The 19,955-nt window shown below is 67.7% G+C and carries 18 protein-coding genes and 1 pseudogene; 11 read left to right on the forward strand and 8 right to left on the reverse strand.

Annotated elements, in window-relative coordinates; all coding sequences use genetic code 11:
* The first annotated feature begins 41 nt into the window (after positions 1 to 41).
* Positions 42 to 1,016: a pirin family protein gene (locus ABQF30_RS14500; RefSeq protein WP_448464775.1), complete on the forward strand. Its 975-nt coding sequence runs from the start codon at positions 42 to 44 to the stop codon at positions 1,014 to 1,016.
* 23 nt (positions 1,017 to 1,039) lie between these two features.
* On the opposite strand, the gene ABQF30_RS14505 is transcribed toward ABQF30_RS14500, so the two are convergent.
* Together ABQF30_RS14505 and ABQF30_RS14510 are read right to left on the reverse strand one after the other, a co-directional pair.
* On the reverse strand, positions 1,040 to 3,184 hold the full coding sequence (locus tag ABQF30_RS14505) for an FUSC family protein (protein WP_448464777.1): 2,145 nt from the start codon (positions 3,182 to 3,184) through the stop codon (positions 1,040 to 1,042).
* A gap of 14 nt (positions 3,185 to 3,198) precedes the next feature.
* Positions 3,199 to 3,759, reverse strand: coding sequence for a TetR/AcrR family transcriptional regulator (locus ABQF30_RS14510; RefSeq protein WP_448464779.1), 561 nt, complete (start codon positions 3,757 to 3,759; stop codon positions 3,199 to 3,201).
* Between the two features lie 125 nt (positions 3,760 to 3,884).
* On the opposite strand from ABQF30_RS14510, the gene ABQF30_RS14515 reads away from it, so the two are divergent.
* From ABQF30_RS14515 to ABQF30_RS14555, 9 genes and pseudogenes are all read left to right on the forward strand, one after another.
* Positions 3,885 to 4,520 (forward strand): TetR/AcrR family transcriptional regulator, encoded by a 636-nt coding sequence (locus tag ABQF30_RS14515; RefSeq protein WP_448464781.1) that lies wholly within the window; start codon positions 3,885 to 3,887, stop codon positions 4,518 to 4,520.
* Between the two features lie 59 nt (positions 4,521 to 4,579).
* The gene (locus tag ABQF30_RS14520) at positions 4,580 to 5,515 is read left to right on the forward strand and encodes a class I SAM-dependent methyltransferase (protein WP_448464783.1); all 936 of its coding nucleotides are present in this window, start codon (positions 4,580 to 4,582) and stop codon (positions 5,513 to 5,515) included.
* 176 nt (positions 5,516 to 5,691) lie between these two features.
* On the forward strand, positions 5,692 to 6,558 hold the full coding sequence (locus ABQF30_RS14525; RefSeq protein WP_448464785.1) for an SDR family oxidoreductase: 867 nt from the start codon (positions 5,692 to 5,694) through the stop codon (positions 6,556 to 6,558).
* A complete protein-coding gene (locus ABQF30_RS14530) occupies positions 6,555 to 7,523 on the forward strand; it encodes an NADPH:quinone oxidoreductase family protein (protein WP_448464787.1) in 969 nt (322 codons plus the stop codon). The genes ABQF30_RS14525 and ABQF30_RS14530 overlap by 4 nt, the downstream gene beginning before the upstream one ends.
* Before the next feature lie 9 nt (positions 7,524 to 7,532).
* The gene (locus ABQF30_RS14535) at positions 7,533 to 8,243 is read left to right on the forward strand and encodes a methyltransferase domain-containing protein (protein WP_448464789.1); all 711 of its coding nucleotides are present in this window, start codon (positions 7,533 to 7,535) and stop codon (positions 8,241 to 8,243) included.
* Positions 8,240 to 8,725 (forward strand): DUF456 domain-containing protein, encoded by a 486-nt coding sequence (locus ABQF30_RS14540; protein ID WP_448464791.1) that lies wholly within the window; start codon positions 8,240 to 8,242, stop codon positions 8,723 to 8,725. The genes ABQF30_RS14535 and ABQF30_RS14540 overlap by 4 nt, the downstream gene beginning before the upstream one ends.
* Positions 8,722 to 9,267: a YceI family protein gene (locus ABQF30_RS14545; protein WP_448464793.1), complete on the forward strand. Its 546-nt coding sequence runs from the start codon at positions 8,722 to 8,724 to the stop codon at positions 9,265 to 9,267. Before ABQF30_RS14540 ends, ABQF30_RS14545 begins: the two co-directional genes overlap by 4 nt.
* Positions 9,268 to 9,384: 117 nt before the next feature.
* On the forward strand, positions 9,385 to 9,837 hold the full coding sequence (locus ABQF30_RS14550; protein WP_448464795.1) for a hypothetical protein: 453 nt from the start codon (positions 9,385 to 9,387) through the stop codon (positions 9,835 to 9,837).
* A 1,901-nt stretch (positions 9,838 to 11,738) separates the two neighbouring features.
* Positions 11,739 to 14,060: pseudogene (locus ABQF30_RS14555) on the forward strand (cation-translocating P-type ATPase); the annotation flags it as partial.
* Positions 14,061 to 14,110: 50 nt separating this feature from the next.
* On the opposite strand, the gene ABQF30_RS14560 reads toward ABQF30_RS14555, so the two are convergent.
* On the reverse strand, positions 14,111 to 14,227 hold the full coding sequence (locus ABQF30_RS14560) for an Rv1535 domain-containing protein (protein ID WP_448464988.1): 117 nt from the start codon (positions 14,225 to 14,227) through the stop codon (positions 14,111 to 14,113).
* A gap of 54 nt (positions 14,228 to 14,281) precedes the next feature.
* Here ABQF30_RS14560 and ABQF30_RS14565 point away from each other — a divergent pair, with 54 nt between their 5' ends.
* Complete coding sequence (locus ABQF30_RS14565; RefSeq protein ID WP_448464797.1) at positions 14,282 to 14,554, forward strand: hypothetical protein; 273 nt, start codon at positions 14,282 to 14,284, stop codon at positions 14,552 to 14,554.
* Positions 14,555 to 14,629: 75 nt separating this feature from the next.
* Here the strand turns inward: ABQF30_RS14565 and ABQF30_RS14570 are convergent, their stop codons facing one another.
* The 5 genes from ABQF30_RS14570 to ABQF30_RS14590 form a co-directional block, all read right to left on the reverse strand.
* On the reverse strand, positions 14,630 to 15,565 hold the full coding sequence (locus tag ABQF30_RS14570; RefSeq protein ID WP_448464799.1) for a type IV toxin-antitoxin system AbiEi family antitoxin domain-containing protein: 936 nt from the start codon (positions 15,563 to 15,565) through the stop codon (positions 14,630 to 14,632).
* Positions 15,566 to 15,697: 132 nt separating this feature from the next.
* Positions 15,698 to 16,498 carry a tyrosine-protein phosphatase gene (locus ABQF30_RS14575; RefSeq protein WP_448464990.1) on the reverse strand — a complete coding sequence of 267 codons (801 nt, stop codon included), beginning with the start codon at positions 16,496 to 16,498 and terminating at the stop codon, positions 15,698 to 15,700.
* A 5-nt stretch (positions 16,499 to 16,503) separates the two neighbouring features.
* Entirely contained in the window at positions 16,504 to 17,733 is a 1,230-nt protein-coding gene (locus ABQF30_RS14580) for an acyl-CoA dehydrogenase family protein (RefSeq protein ID WP_448464801.1), read from the reverse strand.
* A 32-nt stretch (positions 17,734 to 17,765) separates the two neighbouring features.
* Positions 17,766 to 18,956: an MFS transporter gene (locus tag ABQF30_RS14585; protein ID WP_448464803.1), complete on the reverse strand. Its 1,191-nt coding sequence runs from the start codon at positions 18,954 to 18,956 to the stop codon at positions 17,766 to 17,768.
* A 46-nt stretch (positions 18,957 to 19,002) separates the two neighbouring features.
* A complete protein-coding gene (locus ABQF30_RS14590) occupies positions 19,003 to 19,884 on the reverse strand; it encodes a LysR family transcriptional regulator (RefSeq protein WP_448464805.1) in 882 nt (293 codons plus the stop codon).
* Between the last annotated feature and the right edge of the window lie 71 nt (positions 19,885 to 19,955).

Raw genomic sequence — 19,955 nt, forward strand, 5'->3', positions numbered from 1 at the left:
GGTTATAGAGGTATCAGCTCAGATACCCCTAGGAGGTACCGATGCCCGCAATCACCGCCGACACCTTGACCTTGCCCCGCATCGCGGCACCGAAAGCCGGCGACACCGAGCGCCCGGTGCGGTCCATCACCACGGGCCCGCGCGGCTACGAGGGTGAGGGCTTCCCCGTCGTTCGCGCATTCGCCGGAGTGAGCGCCGCGGACCTCGATCCGTTCGTGCACATGGACCAGATGGGTGAGGTCGAATACCAGCCCGGTGAGCCACGGGGCACCGATTGGCACCCGCACCGCGGCTTCGAAACCGTCACCTACATGATCGACGGCCGTTTCGCCCACCAGGACTCCCACGGGGGCGGCGGCTTGATCACCGACGGCGCCACGCAGTGGATGACCGCCGGGTCCGGCATCCTGCACATCGAGACCCCGCCCGTCGATCTCGTCGAGAGCGGCGGAACGTTCCACGGCATCCAGCTGTGGGTGAACCTGCCGAAAAAGGATAAGTTCGCGACCCCGCGCTACCAGGCGATCGAAGGTAACGACGCCAAGCTGTTGTCGTCGCAGGACGGCGGCGCCTTGGTCCGCATCATCGCCGGAGACGTCGACGGGCAACAGGGTCCCGGAAAAACGCACACGCCAATCACCATGGCGCACGCCACGATTGAACCGGGTGCGCAGCTCAACCTGCCATGGAACCGCGACTTCAACGCACTGGTGTACGTGCTGAGCGGCCGAGGAAGCGTCGGGCCGGTGGCCCACCCGATCCAGCAGGGTCAGCTCGCGGTGTTCGGCCCGGGTGACCGGATCTCCGTCGCCGCCGAGGGTTCCCAGGATTCGAACCGGCCCGCGCTGGAGGTTCTGATCCTGGGCGGCAAGCCGATTCGTGAGCCGGTCTTCCACTACGGCCCGTTCGTGATGAACTCCAAGTCCGAGTTGATCCAGGCGCTGGAGGACTACAACGCCGGCAAGTTCGGCCAGATCCCGCCGAATGCGTTGATGCCGCACCGCCCGTTGGGCTGACACGGCTGACACGGCTGACACACCTAACGCACGGCCTCGGCGGGTTGGGGATACAGCAGCTCCAGCTCGCCGAGGTTGGCGGCAACGGTCAGCAGCGGAAGTGCCGCCGACACCGCTAGGTTGTCACCGGCGGTCTCAGCGCGCAGTGCCAGTACAAAGCTGTCGCCGATCGGGACCAGGGTCGACGTGGTGTCCTGTCCGGTCAGTCGCGCGCAGATCGCTTTCGCGTGCTCCTCGATGGATTCACGCGTGGTCTGGTACACCCCGAGCGGCGGTGGGACGACGTCGGCGATCAGCTCGGCGACGACGCGCACCCGGGTCGCCCGGTTTCCCGCCCGCACCACCGGAGCGCGCTGGTCAGTCGGGCCACCGTTCTCCGAAAGATACTGTCGCACTGCGTCGTCCAGCGTGCGCCAGGCTTGAAGGGCCGAATGGCTGAGCGCGATCACCCGATCGTTGGCCGCCTCCGACGCGCCGCGGGTCACCCGTAGCACCGCGGCGTCGAGAAGTTCGGCGCCGGCTGCGCGGGCCTGTTCGATCGCCTTGGACACCGTCGCCTTGGCGCCCCGCGGCCACAGCAGCAGCGACACCACGATGCCCACCAGCGCACCCACCACCACGTCCTCGATGCGGATCAAACCGACCCGCCACCCGGTTGGCACGATCAGGTTGAAGTTGATCAGCACCATCATCGTGAACGCGGCCTGCCCGGCGATGAATGACCCGACCTCGGGCACATAGGCCGACCCGAAGGCCACGATCGGCAACAGGATCCACAGCACCACCGGATCCACCCCGACCAGCAGGATGAGTACTGCGCCCAGCACGAAACCGAGCGCGGTCCCGGCGACGGCCCGCAACACGCGCGTTCCGGTGGTCAGCGCACTGCTGCGCAACACCGACATCGCGCCCAACACCACCCAGAACCCGTGCTCCACCGGAAACACGTGAGTCACTCCCACCGCCAATGCGAGCCCAAACCCGGTGCGAAGGCTGTTGCGCAACACCACCGCTCGCGTCGCGAGGAATCCCTTGGCGATCACGGCGACCGCGACGGTCTCGGGCATCACCCACTCGGCCGCCCCCGTCTCGGGTAGTCGGCGCCCCAGTACCCGGGCCCATACCGGCCGGGCGTCGGCAAGCGCTGCGTTTCCGATGATCCGGCCGGTCACCGCGATGGTGGCCGAGATGGTGCGTCGGATCAGCAACGTGCGGCCGACCTCGACGGCGGCTGCGTCGTCGGACGTGCCAAGCAACTCGACGATGTCGTCCCGGTAAGTGCCCTGCGCCACCGTGCGTTGGTCGGCCAGCGCGGCGCGCAGGTCCGCGCCCCGCGCCGCGCGTTCGGCGGCGTCGCGGATCCGCAACACCGCCGCACTGTCGCGCAGCACCCGCACCGCGGGATCGCGCATCGGGCCGAGCAGATCGCCGGTCTCGTCGGTGACGCGGTCGCAGATCCACCCCAGGTCATCGACGACACGCACAAGTGCGCGGCTGCCCGCGGTGAGCGCCACGGGCCGGTAGTCGGCCCCGAGGAAGCTTTCGTACAGCGCGTTCATCGCCCGGGTCACGTCGCGTGCCGACGCTTTGCCTTCCAGCCGGTCGGCCAACTGCCGGCAGACCCGTGCCGCGTACCGGCGCAGGTCGTCATGGTGACGCGGCGGGAAGAGGAACAGCGCAGCCGGGACACAGACCACCAACGCGATCAGCCAGCCGAGCAGGCGGTCCGGGATGGGGCCTACCGGTGTGCAGAGCGGCAACACGAACAACAGCAGGGTGGCGCGCTGCCCGGCGGCGACGATCTCGCTGAGCACTCCGGAGAACGACACGATCACGCCGATGACGAACATCGCCAGCACGCTCACCCACGGATACGGCGCTATCAGGGTGCCCAGCACGATGAGCACCGCCCCGTTGATCGCCAGGCCGCAGTAGGCGAGCGCGCGCGCAGGCCGGTTCCCGGGAAAATCGGCGGTGATGAGCAGGGAGACTGCGCCGAAGATGCTGAAGAGCGGGGTCTGCGAACCGGCTCCGACTGCAAAGCCGATCGCTGCCGCGATCGGTAACACGATGCCCGCCCGAGTGGCACGCCGCAGGGCGTCGTACTCGGGGTCGCGGTCCCGCTGCCGGTCTGCTGCCCGGTGCCACAATTCGGCCGGGGTCAGCATGAACTCAGTTAATCCTATTCGGGGGTGGCCGCGAACCGTCCCGACTCCAGCGCGTCCCGCAGCTGAAACGAGATCCATCTCAGCGCCTCGGTGTCGCGGGGCAGGGTGCTCTGTTCGTAGCCGACGATGAGGTACACCCCCCAGGCTGCGAAGTTCCTGGCGTTGCGCTCGTCGCCGATGATCTCGCGGGCCGACTCGTAAATGATGTCGAACCGCAGTCGGTCGACGATGGCCTGAACCTCGTAGACGTCCGCGTCCAGGGAGCTCCACACCCGGATGGCGGCCTCCGCGCCGTGCGGCAGAGCCAGCGCCTCCTCGATGAGGGTTTCGATGCGCCGGTGCGGATCGGGATCGGAGCGCACCGCTTCGACCACCCGCAGGGTGCGGACCTCGCGCCAGTGGGCGATCAGCTCCCTGGTGTATGACGACCAATTCGGAAAGTAGTGGTAGAAGGACCCGGTCGTGACGCCCAGCCGGTTGCACACCTCGGCCAACTTCAGACCGCCGTAGCCCAGATCGGACAACACGTCCAGACCGGTGTCGAAGTACGACTCCCGTGAAACGACGCCTGCCATCCAGGTCACCCTAGTCTGTCGGTCAAACACCAAACGCGGCCGATATTTGCTGGCGTTGCCGTTGGTGAAACTTTGGGTGAATGCAGCGTGCGGTGCCGGTGGTGACTTGTGGCACAATTCGACGCGTGGCTCATATTGCGAGCCGGGGACCGGGTCGTCCGCCGGCAGCTAAGGCAGCAGAGACACGCGAGCGCATCTTGCATGCGGCGCGTGAGGTGTTCAGCGAACTTGGCTATGACGCCGCAACGTTCCAGGCGATCGCTATCCGGGCCGATCTCACCAGGCCGGCGATCAATCACTATTTCGGCAGCAAGCGCGTGTTGTATCGCGAGGTGGTCAACCAGACGAATTCGACGGTAATTGCCGCGGGCATCGCCAGAGCCCGGGAAGCAACCACTCTTCTGGGGCGGCTGTCCGCATTCTTTGCTGCGGCGATGGATGCCGAATCGGCGGATCGGTCGGCGGCTGCGTTCCTGGTGACGTCGGTGCTGGAATCGCAGCGTCACCCCGAACTGGTATCCGAGCAGCACGACTCGCTGCGGGATTCGCGCGAGTTCGTCGAGTGGGCGGTCAACGATGCGATCGAGCGTGGGGAGCTCAGCACCGACACCGACATTCCGGCGATCGTGGAGATGCTCGTCGCGGTGATGTGGGGGATGGGGTTCTACGCCGGCTACGTCGGCCGTCCCGGCGAACTCGGGCTCATCGTGGACAAGTTCGAATTGCTGATGGCCAACAAGCTCTGGCAGCTGCGCGATTGACGCGTGACGTGGCGCACACCACCGGATAGCCTGGCTAAGTTGTTAGGTAGCATCGCTACATGAGCTCATTGCGCACGCACGACGACACCTGGGACATCGCCACAAGTGTGGGCTCGACCGCCGTCATGGTCGCCGCGGCCCGCGCCGGTGAAACCGAGCGCGAGGATGCGCTGATCAACGATCCGTACGCGAAGATCTTGGTCGCCGGAGCCGGGACCGGTGTGTGGGAAACATTGTTGGACAACGAATTTGCGAGCAAAATCACCGACGTCGACCCCGAGGCCGCGGCGATCTTCGAGCACATGGGCAACTACCAGGCGGTGCGCACGCACTTCTTCGACGCGTATTTCGCCAATGCCGTCGAGGCCGGCGTGCGCCAGGTGGTCATCCTCGCCTCGGGTCTGGATTCGCGGGCCTATCGGTTGAGTTGGCCGGCCGGCACCACGGTGTACGAGATCGATCAGCCCAAGGTGTTGGAGTACAAGGCCGCCACTTTGGCCGAACATGGTGTACAGCCGTCGGCGCAGCGTCGTGAGGTCCCGGTGGACCTGCGGTTTGACTGGCCGAAAGCGTTGCGCGAGGCAGGTTTTGACGAAAACCAGCCGACCGCGTGGCTGGCCGAGGGTCTGCTGATGTATCTGCCCGCCGACGCCCAGGACCGACTGTTCGAGTTGGTGACCGAACTGTCGGCCCCGGGCAGCCGGATCGCCGCGGAGACCGCCGGGGTTACGGCAAGCGATCGTCGGGAGGAGATGCGGGAGCGCTTCGCGAAGTTCGCCGACCAGTTCAACATGGGCTCGGCGCTCGATATCCAGGAGCTGATCTACGAAGATCCGGACCGCGCCGAGGTTGCCGACTGGTTGAGCGCGCACGGTTGGCGGGCCGATGGGGTGCATTCACTGGATGAGATGCGCAGGCTGGGCCGTCTGGTCGAACTGACGCAGGAGCACGACGACAACGCGTTCTCGACGTTCGTCACAGCCGAAAAGCTCTGACTTATACGGCGAATGGCCAGTTATGACGCGCTTTTTCCATGATCTGCGTGTCATAACTGGCCATTCGGCGTCTCAGCGGTTCATTCCCGACCGCAGACCCCGATGACCGGCCGATGGCCGCCCGCCGTATACAAAGATGGAAAGCCGAGTCGAGCCCGCCTATGAGAGGAACCGCAATGCCAGGAGTGCAGGACCGCGTCGTCGTCGTCACCGGAGCCGGCGGAGGTCTGGGCCGTGAATACGCCCTGACGCTCGCCCGCGAGGGAGCCAGCGTCGTCGTCAACGACCTCGGCGGATCCCGTGACGGGACCGGCGCCGGACACAACATGGCCGACCAGGTGGTCAACGAGATCAAAGAAGCCGGCGGCCGTGCGGTGGCCAACTACGACAGCGTTGCCGAGCCCGAGGGCGCCGAGAACATCATCAAGACCGCACTCGACGAGTTCGGCAAGGTCGACGGCGTGGTGAGCAACGCGGGCATCCTGCGCGACGGCACCTTCCACAAGATGACGTACGAGAACTGGGACGCCGTGCTCAAGGTGCACCTCTACGGCGGCTACAACGTCATCCGCGCGGCCTGGCCGCACTTCCGGGAGCAGAGCTTCGGCCGCGTGGTCGTCGCCACCTCGACCAGCGGCCTGTTCGGCAACTTCGGCCAAGCCAACTACGGCGCCGCCAAGCTCGGCCTCGTCGGCCTCATCAACACGCTGGCCCAGGAAGGCGCCAAGTACAACATCAAGACCAACGCGGTCGCGCCGATCGCCGCCACCCGGATGACGCAGGACATCCTGCCGCCCGAGGTGTTCGAGAAGCTCACCCCCGAGTATGTCGCCCCGGTGGTCGCCTACCTGATGACCGAGGAACTGCCCGACACCGATTCGATCTTCATCGTCGGCGGCGGCAAAGTGCAGCGCACCGCGCTGTTCCAGAACGAGGGCATCACGTTCTCCGAGGGCGTGCCGACGGTCGATGACGTCGCCGCCAAGTGGGGCGAGATTACCGACCTGTCCGCGGCGCAGCAGGCCAGCTTCAAGCTCGGATGAAAGCTCTTGTAGCGCAAGCTCTTACCGGCACGGCCGGGTTGGTCTACACCGACGTAGAAGATGCGGCCGACCCGTCCGGAAACGCCGTGATCGTCGACGTCGGCGCCGCCGGCGTCTGCTTCCCTGACCTGCTGCTGTTGCGCGGTGAGTACCAGTTGCGGCTGGAACCGCCGTTCACCCCGGGCATGGAGGTCGCCGGTACCGTGCGGTCTGCACCCGAGGGTTCCGGCTTCACGCCGGGTCAGCGGGTGTCGGCGTTCACGATGCTTGGCGGCTATGCCGAGCAGGTCGCGGTCAACCCGGCCAGCGTGATCTCGACGCCGGACGGCGTCGACGATGGCCAAGCGGCGTCGCTGCTCGGCAACTACTACACGATGCAGTTCGCGTTGGCCCGCCGCGGCGGGCTGCTGCCCGGGGAGACCGTGCTGGTGCTCGGTTCGGCAGGCGGCATCGGCACTGCGTCGATCCAGCTCGCGAAGGCGTTGGGCGCCAAGGTGATCGCCCTCGTGCACCGGCCCGGCGCCGAGGAGTTCGTGGCGGGACTCGGCGCCGATGTGGTGCTGCCGCTGACCGACGGCTGGCGCCAGGCGGTGCTCGACGCCACCGACCGACGCGGCGTCGACATGGTGGTCGACCCGATCGGCGGTGAGCCTTTCGATGACGCCATCCGGGTGTTGGCCACCGAGGGCCGGCTGCTGGTGATCGGGTTCGCGGCGGGTGGCATCCCCACCGTCAAGGTGAACCGGTTGCTGCTGCGCAACGTCAGCGTGGTCGGCGTCGGCTGGGGTGAATTCGTCAACCGCACACCCGGCGCGCAGGCGGCCGTCGGTGCCGAACTGGGCAAGCTGGTCGCCGCCGGGCTGCGACCACCCCCACCGGTGCGCTACCCGCTGTCGGACGGCGTGGCCGCGCTCGATGCGCTGGCCGACGGCCGAGTGCGGGGCAAGTTGGTGCTCGAGCCGTAGCCTCGAAGCGTGGACATCGCACTGCGTAAGGCGCTGGACCTGCTCACCGATCCACCGGCCGATCCGGATGTCAGCCGCGGCTACCTCGACCTGCTGGGCACAGGCAGCGCGGCCCCGAAAAACTCCGGGTTCATCCAGAAGGCGTGGGCGTCACCGGTCGGGTCGATGCTCTACGACCGCGCCCAACTCCTGAACCGCCGGCTGCTCGCGGTATCGCGACCACCCATCGACTGGCTGAACATCCCGCCCGGGGGCATCGCGCTCGACGTCGGTAGCGGGCCCGGCAACATCACCGCGGCGCTCGCCCGGGCGGCGGGCCTGGACGGAACAGCGCTGGGCGTCGACATCTCCGAGCCGATGCTGGCCCGCGCGGTCACAGCTGAGGCGGGCCGCCAGGTCGGCTTCGTGCGCGCGGATGCCCAACAGTTGCCGTTCCGGGACGAGAGTTTCGACGCGGTGGTCTCACTTGCGGTACTGCAGCTGATCCCAGACCCTGCTGCGGCGCTCTCGGAGATGGTGCGGGTGTTGCGGCCCGGCCGCCGGATGGCCGTCATGGTGCCCACCGCAGGACACGGCGCGGGGCTCAAGCTCCTGTCGAGAGGCGGCGCCCGGTTGTTCCACGAGGACGAACTCGGCGACACCTTCGACGAGTTGGGTCTGGTCGGGGTGCGAACCAAAAGCCTGGGCTTCATCCAGTGGGTTCGCGGGTCCAAGCCGTGAGCGCACTCGGAATCGTCCTGGTCGCGGTGGCGATCGCCGTCGGGCTGATCGGCATCGTGGTGCCCATCCTGCCCGGTGGCCTACTGGTGTTCGCGGCGATCGCGGTGTGGGCGGTCGTCGAGAACAACACCGCCTCGTGGGTGACGCTCGGTGTCGCGACGGTGCTCTTCGTCGCGACCCTGGTGATCAAATATCTGTGGCCGGTGCGACGCATGCGGGCGGCCGAGGTCCGCACGCGGAGCCTGGTGGTCGGCGGCGTGCTCGGCGTCATCGGATTCTTCGTCATCCCGGTCATAGGCTTGCTGATCGGCTTCGTGGCAGGCGTGTACCTGGCCGAGTTGGGATCGCGCCGGGATACCAAGCGGGCGTGGGCGTCGACGGTGCACGCAGTCAAAGGCGTGGCGCTGTCGGTCGGCGTCGAGCTGACCGGAGCGTTGTTGGCCACGATCGCGTGGGTGGCGGGGGTCTACGTCACGTCATGACGGAGCCGTGGACGCTCGACGACGCCACCGGTGAGTTGTTCATCCACACCGGCGTGACCGGCACCGCTGCGCGCATGGGCCATCGCCTGACCATCGAGATGCGATCGTGGCGTGCCACGGTGCGCTGGACCGGAAACGATCCGTCCGAGGTCGAGTTGACGGTTGACGTCGATTCCTTCGACGTCGTGCGGGGCGAGGGCGGCATGACACCACTGTCCGGTCCGGAGAAGTCGTTGGTGCGGGCCAACGCGTTGAAGTCGCTGCGGGCGGGACGCTTCCCACAGGTGCGCTTCCGATCAGACGACATCGAACGCCATGGCGACTCCTGTCGGCTCGCCGGCACACTCGAGCTCAACGGCCGCGCCGCAGAACACGTCGTGGACGTCCACGTCGAGGATCTCGGCGGCTCGTGGCGGATATCCGGCGAGTCCGTCGTCCGCCACACCGACTACGGCATCAAGCAGTACCCGATGCTGATGGGCGCGATGAAGGTGGCAGACGACGTGCGCGTGACCTTCACGGCCGCACACCCCCGCGGGTAGCACGCGAAAACCTTGTCCTGCAAAGGATTCTCGCGACAAGTCCCGACTTCGTTTACGCGCGTGTAGAACGCGCCGTTATCGGGTACTGACCACAGGATGAACGTGAGGAGTCCGATCATGAACATCGTTTCAGGCGTCGTGCAGGCCGTCACCCGTACCGCGGACGCCACCACAGCTGTGGCCGGAGCAGTCGGAGGTGCGGCGATCAACGGCGTCGTCGGCGGCATCAAAGGAACCGGCGCCGGGATCCGCGACGGCTTGAACCAGGGCAGCCGGTCGCCGGTGGCCGCGGCCGCCACGATGGCCGCGGTCGGCACCGCGGGCCTCATCGAATGGCCGGTGTTGTTGACGGTTGGCGGCGCAGCGCTGGTCGTGCACCAACTCAGCCATCGGACGCCTGACGGCCACTCCGACGAGCCGCCCCGAACGCAGGCAGCGCCAAGATCGACTGCCAAACGGTCGACTGCCAAACGGTCGACTGCCAAACGGTCGCCCGCCAAGCGTTCGCCTGCCAAGCGTTCGACACCAACCAAGGCCGCCACCTCCTCGGCCCGGCGCACCGCTAAGTGATCGGCGGAATCGGGCGGGTGGTTCAGCGCGCGGCCGTCCTGGCCGCGGCGCCCGTCGTCCTGACAGTCGGCACGGGGGTACGGGTCGCGACCCGCCCCGTTGGTCTTGCCGTGCGATTGGCGTCGCCCGACACGATCCAGGCGGCGCGCACTGCGGCCGCGGAGTTGGTCGGCGGGGTGCCCGCACGACGCTCCTGGGAGGGCGCCGGCCGATGCTGGATCGAGGTGCGCGGACTGCACAGTGAGAACGGCGAACGGATCGGTGCTGCGGTCCAGCGAGCGGTCCGAGCCGAGCCGGGGGTCCGTTCGGCGAAACTCAACTACCCACTGGCGCGCATCGTGATCGAGGTCGCCGATGAAGACGTCGATCCACCCGATCGCAAGCACTTGTGTGACATCGTGGCGGCCGCCGAGACTCAGGCCGCCGACCAGCCCGGGCGGCCGATCGACCTGCCGGGCGACGGAATCATGTTGGCCGGAAAGACACTCGCCGCCGCCGCGAACGGCGTCGGGGTCTTCGTTGCCGCAGCCGGCCGCGTGTTGATGTGGCCCAGGTTGCCCGGCGGCCTGACCGCAGCAGTCGTGGTCGCCGACTACCAACCGAAGGTGCGGACGCTGCTCGAAGCCCGGCTCGGCACGCAAGCCGCCGACGCCGCGCTGGCCATCGGCGCCGCCACCATCTATGGGCTCACTCAGGCGCCCGCGGCGGCCGCCGTCGAGTTCGTCCGCCACCTCGCTGAGGTAGGTGAGGCCGTGGCCGCATCGAACTCCTGGACCGCTCACGAACCCGCACTGGCGGTGGATGCCGAATGCCTGGACACCGCAAGGCCGGCAGAACGGCCGCATCCTTTGCCGCCCGGCGTGGTCGAACGGCACGCCGAGCGCTGCGCGCGTGCTCAGGGTCTGGCCGCCGGATCGGTGGGCTTGTTGACTCGTAGTCCCAGCGCCGCTGCCACTGCCGCCGTGGTGGCTGCGCCCAAAGCGGCGCGCAACGCTCGAGAGGCGTTCGCCAGCGCGCTGGGCCGCGGGCTGGCCGACCGGTACGACGTCGTGCCGTTGCGGCCCAGCGCTTTACGCGTGCTCGACCGTGTCGACGCAGTCGTCGTCGACCCGAGGGTACTGGTCACCGACGAACTGCGGGTCGGCGAGTTTCGCGACGTAGCGGAGCGTGACCGGGCCGCGGTATGGCAATGGGCACAGCGCCAACTCGATGAAGGCGCCCTGCAGGCCGGGTGGCACGCACCGGATCTGGGTGGGCGGGTGCTCGTGCGCAACGCGCACGATCCACAGGCACACAGCGTGCTCGGCGAGATCCGTCGTGCAGGTGCGCAAGCGGTATCGCTCGATGTCGACGGACTCGGTGATCTACGTTCGTCATTCGACGATCTGTATCCGGCCGACGGGGATGTCGATGCGGCCCTGGCCGGGGCCGTCGACGCCCTGCAGCGCGACCACCGCACAGTGGCCGTGCTGTCGGTGGATGCCGCGCGTGCGCTCGGTGCCGCCGATCTCGCCGTCGGATTACTCACCGCGCACGGGAGTACGCCGTGGCACGCCGATCTGCTGGCTCGTGACCTCGCAGCGGTGTGGCGCATCATGCATGCCGTGCCGGCGGCCCGGCGGGCCAGTGAACGCGGTGTGGAACTTGCCACCGGCGGGTCGCTGCTCGGCGCGCTGTTGATGGTCCCTGGTGTCCGCGGCCTCGGACCCGGTCCGGTTACGGCGGGCGCCGCGGTGGGGCTTGCCACCGGATTCTGGCTTGCCCGTGGCGTTCTGCTTGATTCGGAGCCGACGCCGGCACCCGTCGAGGACTGGCACGCAATGACGCCCGACCAGGTTCGGGACCACTTTGCTGCGCGGGAACCGACTGCGCTGCAGCAGGAATCACCTCCGACAGCAGTAATGAGGGTGGGTGACTCGGCACGTCGACAGGCCGGAGAATTGATCGGTGCATTGCGCGGTGAGCTTTCCGATCCGCTGACACCGGTGCTCGCGGTCGGCTCGGCCGCCAGCGCCTTGCTCGGCTCCCCGGTCGACGCGATACTCGTCGGTTCGGTCCTCACCGGCAACGCCATACTCGCTGCCACCCAACAGGTTCGGGCCGAACGGTTGCTTCGACGGTTGCTCGCGGTTCAGGATCCGCCCGCGCGCCGGGTTGTCGACGGCGGATACGAAAGCGTCCCGGCTGGCCGGTTGCGGCCGGGTGACATCATCGAAGTGCGCCCCGGCGAGGTCGTGCCTGCCGATGCACGAATCATCGAGGCGCTCGACGTCGAGGCCGACGAAGCCGCACTCACGGGTGAACCACTGCCGGTGCCCAAACAAGTCGACGCCACGCCGGGCGCCGTCCTCGCCGAGCGCCACTGCATGCTGCACGCCACCACGACATTGGTCACCGGTGCCGCCGTCGCCGTGGTCACCGAGGTGGGCACACAGACCCAGGCGCGTCGTGCCGCCGAGGTCGGGCGTGGCGACGGTCCCACGGTGGGCCTGCAGACTCAGTTACGCGAGCTGACCACGCGGGCGATGCCGTACAGCATGGCCGGTGGTGCGCTGGTGAGCGGCCTCGGCATTCTGCGCAACCTGCCGCTGCGCGATGCGGTGGCCAGTGGTGTGGCGGTCGCGGTGGCCGCGGTACCGGAGGGGCTGCCGTTGGTGGCGACACTGGCGCAACAGGCTTCGGCGCGCCGATTGACCCGCGCCGGGGCGCTGGTGCGCAGTCCACGGTCGGTCGAGGCACTCGGCCGAGTCGACGTGGTGTGCTTCGACAAGACCGGCACGCTCAGCGAGAACCGGCTGCGGGTTTCCCACGTTCACACGGTGGCCGGATCGTCGCGGCAGCAGGTACTCGCCTGCGCGGCCCGCGCGACCCCGCCCAAGAACGGCGATCACCACGAACACGCCACCGACGCGGCGATGGCCGAGGCAGGCGCCGACGAAACCCGTGATCTCACCGGTGATGTCGCCTACCTGCCGTTCCGTTCGGGCCGGAAGTTCTCGGCCTCGGTGATCGGTGACGAGCTGTCGATCAAAGGTGCACCGGAGATGGTTCTGGCGGCCTGCGGCTCGCTGGACCCTGCCGTGGAGCACACGGTGGACGAGATGGCGCGCAGTGGGCTGCGGGTGATCGCCGTCGCACGTCGGGGCCTGACCCCGGCGCAATCCGCAAGGGCGCGAGCCGAATCCGACGAGTTCGCCGCGCTGTGTCGTGAGCAGCTGCAGCTCACCGGTCTGGTGGGGTTGTCGGACACGCCGCGCCCGGAGTCCGCGGCTCTGCTGAAGTCGTTGCGGCGCCAGCAGATCGGCGTGCGGCTCATCACGGGGGACCACCCCGTCACGGCCAAGGCGATCGCCGCCGAACTGGGTATGCCGGTCACCTCCGAACAGGTCATGAGCGGTGAGGAATGGGTCGCCATGCCTCGGCGCAGCCAGGAGCGGGCAGTGCGGGAACGACTGGTGTTCGCGCGGATGTCGCCGGAACACAAGGTCCAGATCGTGCAGACGCTCGAACGCACCGGGCAGGTGTGTGCGATGGTCGGCGACGGCGCCAACGATGCCGCCGCCATCCGGGCGGCCACGGTCGGCATCGGGGTCGCCTCGCGTGGCAGTGACCCGGCCCGTAGCTCAGCAGATGTTCTGTTGCTCGACGGCCGGATCGGCTCGCTCGTCGACGCACTCGACGAGGGGCGTCAGCTGTGGCGCCGCGTACAGGCGGCAGTGTCGGTACTGCTCGGTGGCAATGCGGGCGAGGTGGTGTTCTCCATCGTCGGCAGTGCGCTGACCGGCCGGTCCCCGCTGAACACCAGGCAGTTGCTGCTGGTGAACATGATGACGGACGCGCTTCCGGCCGCGGCGCTGGCGGTGAGTCCGACCACGGCATCGACGGAGGTCGGCGGTCACGGTCCCGATCGTTCGTTGTTGTGGCGAAATGTGGCGATCCGCGGAGCGACGACTGCCGGCGCGGCCACCGGCGCGTGGTTGTTGGCCGGCTTTACCCTGGCGCCGCGCCGCGCATCGACTGTCGCGCTGGTGGCACTGGTCTCGACGCAACTGGCGCAGACGCTGCTCGATTCACACAGTCCCCTGGTCGTCACCACCGCAGCGGGATCGTTGGTGTCGCTCGGGGCGCTGATCAGCACGCCGGGAATCAGTCAGCTGCTCGGCTGCACACCACTGGGACCGATCGGATGGATGAACGCACTGGGTGCGGCCGGCGTGGCGACCGGGGTCGCTGCCGTCGCACCGAGGCTGGTGGCGCGCTTCCAGCCGGTGCTTCAGTCGTCGATGTCGACGACGCCGCAGCGCCACAACACCGCATACAGCTCCCGTAACGGGATGGCAAGGACGCGGGTCACGACGTCGGTCAACGGATCAGCTGTCACGCTTCCCACGGTGGGGAGTCGAGGTGTCGAGACGTCGAAAACGACATGACGGAAAGGCGACGAATGGCCGAAGACTCACGGCAGACAACCAGCCACCGCGACGCGGTGCAGCGGGTGCGCGATGCGCAGGGTTTCGCGGTGACGCTGCCGGTCGTCGGTCGGGTTCGGTTGCCGCGCCCGGAACAACTGGCGTACTACGGCGCACTGGGCATCCTCGCGGCCACCGAGATCATCGAGTGGCCAGTCGCCCTGGTGCTGGGGGCCGGACATGTGCTGATCCACAACGAGCACAGCCGTATTGCCCAAGAAGTCGGCGAAGCGCTCGAAGAAGCGTGACGTGTGGAGCGACATTGCGCAGCGGCTTGCGGTCAATATTGAGCAGTGATCCGCGGCCTTGTTGCGACCGGGGTTTCAGGCAGCGATGTCGAGTGCGGTGAACTCGCACCCCGGCCCGCAGGCGTGGCCATCGACGGCAATCCCATGGCGCTGCAGCACCTGAGCAATCTTCGCAGCTGTCCGGCACGGTCGGTCAAACACCTGGAGATAGGAGAGTCGTATCGTCGAGCGACCGTCGACCGCGGCGTCGAGATCCCGCTCGAAATCCGTGTTCCGTTTGGCCGCCGAGTCATGGAACAGGCGGCCGTCGAGTTCGATGACGAGCCGTTGGCCGTACTCGGTGTCGCGATAGCAGGCGCCCACCGATGAGGTCGACCGTTTCTGCCGGATGGCCCGGGGCAGCCCGTGCGCCCGCTCGACGCGAGTGAGATACCCGTGCTCGAGGACCGAGCAGGTGCCTTCGGCAATGTCGACCAGTACCGCCCGCAGCCAGCGGCGACGGCGAATGCGTCGGCGTGCGTCGAGGGCCCGCAGCAGGCGCTGGGCGGTGGTGCGCCGCGACTGGCAGGCGTCGGCCAGCACCGCGATCGCGTCGAACTCGGACATCGCCCGACACGCGACGTCAAGGGCGGCCTCCTCGTAACGCACCCGCGGCGGACCAACGTTCCAGAGCACCCGCTCTTCAAGATGCGCCAGATGGTGAATGCGAACTCCGGCCGGCTCTGCCAGGTTCGACCGGTGTCGTGAAACGGCGACATGGATCAGAGAGCCTTCGTCCTGCAGGGCCGACTCAAGGTGCAGCGCCGCTGGAGCCGCATAAAGCACTGCGGCCCAGGCTCGTTGAAGCCAGGACAACGGTCCGGTGTGATCGACGTACACGCCGTCGTGGACCCTTGCCCACTCGTTGCGCCGAAGCAATCTCCGGATGTGGTGGTGCTGCAGTCCCGCATCGATGGCCTGTCGACGCGAGATCACCCCCGCCTGATCTCGAAGCACGTGGTCGATGTCCACGCCTTCGATGCTCGTCGACTGCCCGCCGCGTTTACAAGACCCGGCCGACGGCCTGTGGATAACTCGTTACGCCGCGGGTTGCGGTCAATATTGAGCAGTGATCCGCGGCCTAAACGCTTTTCGGCCAAGGGGTCAGCCCCGGAGGCTGCTCCGCAGGGCCGCAAGGTCTTCCGGAGAGACCCCGGCCGCCTCGACGAAGCCCGTCACCGAACCGTAGGCCTCCTCCAGCTTGCGCCAGGCGGCCGTCAGGTACTCCTCGCGCACGCCGAGCACCTCGTCGGTCAGTCGCGCTTCGGCGAACGTGATGATCTCGGGTGCATCTTCGGAGCGGGCTCGCACCGAATCCATGATCCGCCCGCGCAGGGCGGGGATCGCGTCGTTGCTGCGCAGGAAGTCGGCGATGACGTGGTCGCGGTCGACGCCGACGCTCTGGAGCACGGTCGCGACGGTGAACCCGGTCCGGTCCTTACCGGCGAAGCAGTGCGCGATCACCGGCTTGCCTGCGGCCAGCAACGAGATCACCTCGTGCACAGCGGCATGCGCGCCGGGCAGTGTCGGGAACTCCTCGTACACCTCGGTCATGTACCGCCGGGCCGATTGGCTGACGTCCTCGTCCCCGGGTGACTCGGACATCACCCGCTGGAACGTGCTTTCGTGCGGCGCGTCCTGGTTGGAGTCATCGTCGGGATGGAACGGCAGCAGGTGCACCGCGACGCCGTCGGGAACCTGCCCCGGACCGCGCCGCTGCACCTCCTGATGTGACCGCAGGTCGGCGACGTCGGTGATTCCGAGCCTGCGGAACACCGCGCGGCCGTCGTCGGAGAGTCGGCTCAGCTCACTGGAGCGGTAGAGCAGTCCGGGTCGGATCCCGGTTTCCTCCGCGACGTCCCGGAAGTTCCATGCGCCCGCCAGATTCACTGTGGCTCCGTTGATTTCGCTCACCGTCCGATTACCGCCGCAGTCAGGGAGGACTTCTCCCGGCCGAGCTCGGCACGCGCGATGGTGCGCATGTGAACCTCGTCAGGCCCATCGAACAGCCGCATCGCGCGGTGCCAGGCATACAGCCGGGCCAGCGGAACGTCGTCGCTGACACCCGCGGCGCCGTGCACCTGGATGGCTCGGTCGATGACGTTGCACGCGATCTGCGGGGCCACCGATTTGATCTGGGACACCAGGACATGGGCGGCCTTGTTGCCCTGCTGATCGATCGTCCACGCTGCCTTCTCACACAGCAGCCGAGCCTGATCGATTTCGTTGCGGGACTTGGCAATCGACTCGCGCACCACGCCTTGCTCGGCCAGCGGCTTACCGAACGCGATTCGCTTCTGCACCCGGTCGACCATCAACGCGAGGGCACGTTCGGCGGCCCCGATGGCCCGCATGCAGTGGTGGATACGGCCCGGGCCGAGCCGGGCCTGCGCGATCGCGAACCCGCTGCCCTCTTCGTGGAGCAGGTTCTCGGCCGGCACCCGCACGTTGTCGAACACGATCTCGCAGTGCCCGTGCTGGTCCTGCCAGCCGAACACCGGCAGCGAGCGCTGGATGTCCACGCCGGGGGTATCGACGGGCACCAGAATCATCGACTGCTGCTGATGTGAAGCCGCATCGGGATTGGTGCGGCCCATCACGATGAGGAGCTTGCACCGCGGGTCGGCGGCCCCGGTGATCCACCACTTACGGCCGTTGATCACGTAGTCGGCCCCGTCGCGCAGCATCGTCGTCTCGATGTTGCGGGCGTCCGAGGAAGCAACGGCGGGCTCGGTCATCGCGAACGCACTGCGGATCTCCCCGGCAAGCAGCGGCTCCAACCACTGCTTGCGCTGAGCCTCGGTGGCGAACAGATGCAGCGTCTCCATGTTGCCGGTGTCGGGTGCCGCGCAGTTGAGCGCCTCGGGGGCGATCTCCATGCTCCACCCGGAAAGCTCGGCCAGCGGTGCGTACTCCAGGTTGCTCAGCCCCGACTCCGACGGCAGGAACAGATTCCATAACCCCTGCTCGCGCGCCTTGACCTTGAGCTCTTCGACCACCGGCGGCACCGTGTGGTCTCCTGCGCCTTTGTCGTCGCGATAGGCGTGGTAGGAAGCCTCGGCCGGGATCACGTGCTCGGTCATGAAGTCGGTGAGCCGTTTGTGGTAGTCAGCGGCCTTGGCCGACATCGCGAAGTCCATGCCCGTCACGATATGACACGCGTCAAAGGCCTTCAGCGGCGCAGCGTCAAAGCGAGGAGACCAGCCAGCGCGGCGAGACCCATGACGGTGCCTGCCACCGCGGTCCAGCCCGCCGCGTCGAACGCGAGGCCACCGAACCAGCCGACGGCACTGGACCCGCCGTAGTAGAAGAGGTTATAGAGGGAGGACGCCTGAGCCTTGCTGTCGTCGGCCTCGGTGCCGACCCAGCCGGACGCGATGGCATGCGCACCGAAGAAGCCGGCGGTGGCGATCACCAGGCCCACCAGCACGGCGATCACATTGTTGCTCAGCGTGATGGCGACGCCGACGATCATCGTGACGATCGAGGCGAGCAGCACGGTCCGGCGTCCGAGTCGGGAGGCCTCAGCGCCGGCCCGCGCCGAGGCCCAGGTGCCGGCCAGATATGCAAGGAACACCAGGCTGACCACGGTTTGTGGCAGGTGGAACGGCGCGGCAATCAGCCGGAACCCCAGGAAGTTGTAGATCGCGACAAAGCCGCCCATGAGCAGGAACGCCTGGGCGAACAGCACGAGTTGGCGTGGTGAGCGCAGGTTCACGAGCAGCCGCCGGGCCAGGTCGCGCTGGGTGCGTGCGGGCGTGAAGCCCTGGGCAGGCGGGGCGAGTTTGATGAAGGCAAGTGCTGACAGTCCGCACAGCACCGCCACCGTCAGGACGCCGACACGCCAGCCCGCGAACTCTGCGACCGGGCCGGTGACCAATCGCCCTGCGAGCCCACCGATGGTGGTGCCTGCGACGTAGGTGCCTGCCGCCCGGGCGGCGTGCCCGGCGTTGATCTCCTCGGTGAGGTAGGCGACGGCCACAGCGGGAACCCCGGCGAGCAGCAGCCCTTCCAGAAACCGTCCGCCCAACAGCAGCTCGTAGGTGGGCGAGAACGGCACCAACAGCCCGAGAACCGTTGCCGCGGTGACCGATATCGTCATCACCTGCACTCGACCGATCCGGTCGGCCAGCGCCGCCCACGGGAGCACACCGACGGCAAGGCCGATCGTGGCGGTTGAGACGGCCAGCGCGGTGTCCGCGGCGCCCGTGCCGAGATCTCGCGCGATCAGTGGCAGCACGGCCTGCGGTGAGTACAGCTGTGCGAAGGTCGCCACTCCCGCGCAGAACAGTGCCGCCAATAGTCGGCGGTAGTCGGTCGAGCCACGCGGATGCCCGGTCCAGGCAATCGCTGAGGCAGTCACTACCACGACGTTAAGCAGCTACCTCAGATGTGTCCAATGCATCGAGTTACTCAACATCATGCGTAGAACGTATGACGAACTGCGCGAACTTCTCGGCAGCCGGTGGCAAGGCCCGCTCGGCGGGCCAGGCCAGCCCGAGCTGCCGCTTGGCCGAACCCTGGGCCAGTGGGACATAGACGGCTCCCGGCTCGGCGCGTTCGGGCCTCGGCACCGGGACGACGGCCACCCCGAAGCCCGCCGCGACCAGGCCTTCCATGGTGGGGATCTCCATGGCTTCGAACACCACGTGCGGTTCGATACCGGCCTCGGCGCACAGCTCGTCGGTGAGCTGGCGCAGCCCGAAGCCCGGGGCCAGCGCGACGAACGGATCATCCCCGGCGTCGGCCAGCCGGATGCGGGCCCGGGAGGCGAGACGATGGCCGCGGGGAACCGCCAGGCACAGCCGCTCCATGTACAGCCCACGCCAGTGGTAGCCGTCGGGGCGCGGCGAGGTGATCGCCAGATCGGCCTGTCCGTTGGCCAGCCGCTCGATGATCTCGTGCGCGGCGCCCTGGACCAGGCTGAACTGGACGCGCGGCGCCTCGGCACGGAACCGGCGCAGCAGATCCGGCACGAACGAACTGGCCTGTGAATGTAGGAAAGCCAGCCGCACGGTGCCGGTAGCGGGATCGCGTAATGCGGCGATCCGCTCTGTGGCCGAACGCATTTCGGCAATGGCGCGGCGGGCGTGCTCGAGCAGGATCTCACCGTAGCCGTTGAGCCGCAGCCGCCGGTTGACCCGGTCGAACAGTGGCACGCCCAGCTCTTCCTCAAGGCGGGCAAGAGCGCGGGACAAAGTGGGTTGACTGATGCCGAGTTCTGCCGCGGCGTCGGTGACATGCTGGGTCTCGGCGAGAACGACGAACCAAGTCAGCTCGTCCAGGTGCATGGTGGTGACTTTCCCCGCCGAGCAGACACAAACTCGCATTTTCCCCCGGCGTGTCGTGCGAGTTTGCGTCT

Source organism: Mycolicibacterium sp. XJ870 (assembly GCF_053483975.1).